At 42.0% G+C, this 3,338-nt stretch carries 2 protein-coding genes; both read right to left on the bottom strand.

Annotated elements, in window-relative coordinates:
* Window positions 1-1,378 (bottom strand): M23 family metallopeptidase (locus K8R76_12975; GenBank protein ID MCD4849087.1); only part of this gene is annotated, 1,378 nt, incomplete at its 3' end.
* Between the two features lie 20 nt (window positions 1,379-1,398).
* Complete coding sequence (locus tag K8R76_12970; protein ID MCD4849086.1) at window positions 1,399-2,841, bottom strand: hypothetical protein; 1,443 nt, start codon at window positions 2,839-2,841, stop codon at window positions 1,399-1,401.
* Window positions 2,842-3,338: the final 497 nt, after the last annotated feature.

The raw sequence follows: 3,338 nt of genomic DNA, 5'->3' as shown, positions 1-3,338 counted from the left end.
TCATGGGCTCGGAAAATATCACTGTCACATCAAGAATCTCGCTGTTACTAACAGGGATATCAACTGTAACGTTCAGTTGAGGAGTTAGCCCACTGGCTGTCCATTCGGCATGATAGATCTCTCCGGTAGAACCGGAAACAATTACTTCCTCAACAACAGGTGCGAAATTGTGAAGCTCGCAGTTTATGCTCTGCTCAAATTCAACTGCAGGATCACCATGAGAAGAACATGTAACATCAATCAGATAAGGACCATCCTTGTAGGCAGCAAGGATGGGATTGGTTGCATCATCTGAGAACTGGTAATCGATGTTCGTATCCCAGCAGTTCTCTTCGATGTTGTCTATTCCGAGGTTTTCCCAGCCCTGCATGTCGCCGCAGTTGGTGAGGCACGTGATAAGACCTTCATATTCACCTGTGATATGAGAATACAATTCGTCCAGATCAAGTCGGAAGTAATGCAGAATAGAGATATCATGGGAATTCCAAGACAATGGACAATCAAAATTAACAACATAGTTCTCTGTCAGAGTAATATCTCTTGATGAAGTTTCGCGAATTATATTCCATTGTATCCGTTCCGGCGCAAGATCATTCCTTTCCCAGTCTGGATGAGTATTGTCTCCACGACCGAGAAGGCTGAATCCAAAGAAAAGATCTACATCTGCTACATATGGCACTACATCTAGTCCAAGCGCGCTTCTATCAAGTGTATCATTAAACACGACATTTGGATCATCTGACCAATTATCAGGGATATCATCAATAAGGAAGAAAGATTCAAAATCATTTGGATATCCATCCGGATTAAAAATCCAATCGAAGTGATCTCCTTGATTTGGAGCAGTATCCAGATAATTCAACGGGTTGACATAACACCACTCATTATAATCCCATGTTGTCCACTTGAAATGAACATGAGGTACAGCTACTTGAGGATGCATGACAGCGATCAGATCCCCGACACTAACAGTATCCCATATAGGAGGATAGGGAGAGAACAAATGCTGATAGCACCATCCGTAATCCTCGTGGTTGAGCGAGTCAGTTCCCTCGGTGGTTACAACAACCCATTGTGAATAACCTTTGGAAAAACCTTCAAGTCTTTTTGATACTACAACGAATTCTCCCAGTGCTTCATTGCCATGAACACAGCGAACTTCATCGCAACTTGCGGATTGCTCGTCAATATCTATGCCGCAGTGGAAAAACTGGTTAGCCCATGATCCATTAGGGTCACCGTAGCTGTTCATTATGGTTTTTGTCTGATTCATCTCGCCAAGCGTACTTCCAACCGGCCAAGGAACCACGGTGGGATCGTTTGCATATAACGAAACAGCGGTTACAGCAACAATACCAATTAATAAGATAACATTCATTCTTGTATTCTTCATCACTATCACCTGACCTTTATCTGCATTGCAATTAATGGCAGATTGTATATTCCCATGCGAATGCCAGGTGGGAGTCCACCGTACGCAATAGGTTCTCCATTAGCTGCATTCGCAGGATTTACAAGCAGATAATAACCGTTGGGTGAAACTTCAGTCTGGATCGTGTAGGTGAGTCCTTCTGGGGGAATACGACCTGAGAATATCGCTTTATCATCAACATAAACTACAAGTTCATGATAGAAATCCGGTGTACTACCTCGCCTAGTCGTAAGTGTTGTAGAGAATTGGTCATTGGAGCAACATACTACTGTCCTAGTATTCCTATCACCAGCTATAGGCTCTGTCTCCGAATAGGTATTCATGTCATCGCTATTAGTCAGTTCTAGAATTCTCCCAGTTGTAGAACCTCCCAAGCATATATATTCTCCATCGGGGGAAAACGAATAATTGGAAGTGCTTTGATCATAGTAATTACTAGGCTTTTCAATTATCCTGGCAGTTCCTTCGGAGCAATCTATCAGGCAAGTGTTAGCTCCTATAGCTTGATGGCATATGTAACTACCATCCTCGGATATTGCAGGTCTTTCGGACCATCTCAAAGGCACTGGCGGGGTAATCGTCCTGATAAGGTTACTATTCTTATCGAAAAGGTAAACAGGGACTATACTTGTCTGTCTTTCTTCAGATGGAAGAAAGAGCCGCTCGACACAAAAGAAAGCAATTAAACTGCCATCAGGTGAAACGATTGCATCGTACATCCCAATTGAATCAAATGGTACTTCTAAAAATGATCCATCAGGATACATGAAACATGCATAGGGCTGATTCGTAAAATTGTAGATTCCATTGCCTCCACTTGTTATCACACCTATGCTCGCATCCCTTGAAAGAGCAACTACTCTTGGAACTGGTACCGCTATTTCACCCACTCTATTACCATATGGATCATACAGATGGCCTATATCCCATTCATCCAGATCAACTGGTCGCTCTGCTCCTTCCGGAACATTCCAACCGGCAGGATCAACAATCATGTGTTCGCGCCAGTAGAACTCTCCGGGGAATATTCCATCAGCATCAACATGGACAGGATTACCCTCTGTATCGAAGAAAACATGTAGGTTCTGAGAGATCGCAGATCTCACTCTTCTGTCAAGCCAGTACCTGTCTTCCCAGGGAATAGTTTCATCCTTGAGTGTCTCCTTAAGCCATGGATATGGATAACCATCCACCAGAGAAGCTTCAAGCTCCTCTATCGTTTCCGCCCGGAAAAGCTCTACAACTTCAAACTCATCGTAATCAGTAAGTGGTACCACAGGCACTGTTGACTCTGGAATAAATTCACTCTCCCAGGCCTGCTGCCTGAGTGATTGTACAGTATCAATTAGATCTAAAGCACTCAAGGATGATGCTAGAAGGCATACAATTCCAGCAATTAATATTCTCATTTTTAACTCCTTCTATAAGCTTTTCAGGATGTTCATTGCTTGAAAAAATCTCCGGTGGAGGGCGGATCGGTGAGTAGAGTAGGGTTACCCCCCCCCCAGTTACAATAAACAGTGCTTTCTATATTTTGAATCTCATTGAAAAGATTGGATTCTTCTCTGTTCAATAGTTTGAAGTTATTTGAATTGTTCGCAGATATAGGTAGTAATATTGAGATCTGTTTCTGATTGAACATATGAAATGAATTAAACAATCTCATTTGGAGATTATAATAACTTGCATTACTGAATCAAGTGCTTTTAAGGAACAATTGAAGAAAGCATCAAATCCAGAGAAGCAGGCAGCTTTAATTATTTGGTTATAAGCCTATATCAAGAATATGAGACCTGTCTGTAGAAGATCCTAAGCGGGCTCATGATTTTCTATATGCTTTTGCATAGATAGCATACGAATACCATTGAGTCAATTGTGCTGTAGAATCCTTATGGGATCAGGTTAT

Source organism: Candidatus Aegiribacteria sp. (genome assembly GCA_021108435.1).
In the GTDB taxonomy this organism is placed as follows: Bacteria; Fermentibacterota; Fermentibacteria; order Fermentibacterales; family JCC-6; genus Aegiribacteria.
This window is presented reverse-complemented; position numbering and strand designations above follow the sequence as displayed.

Excerpts from the sequence above, each read along its gene's own strand:
- K8R76_12970 (MCD4849086.1), bottom strand. The coding sequence starts at position 2,841 with ATGAGAATATTAATTGCTGGAATTGTATGCCTTCTAGCATCATCCTTG.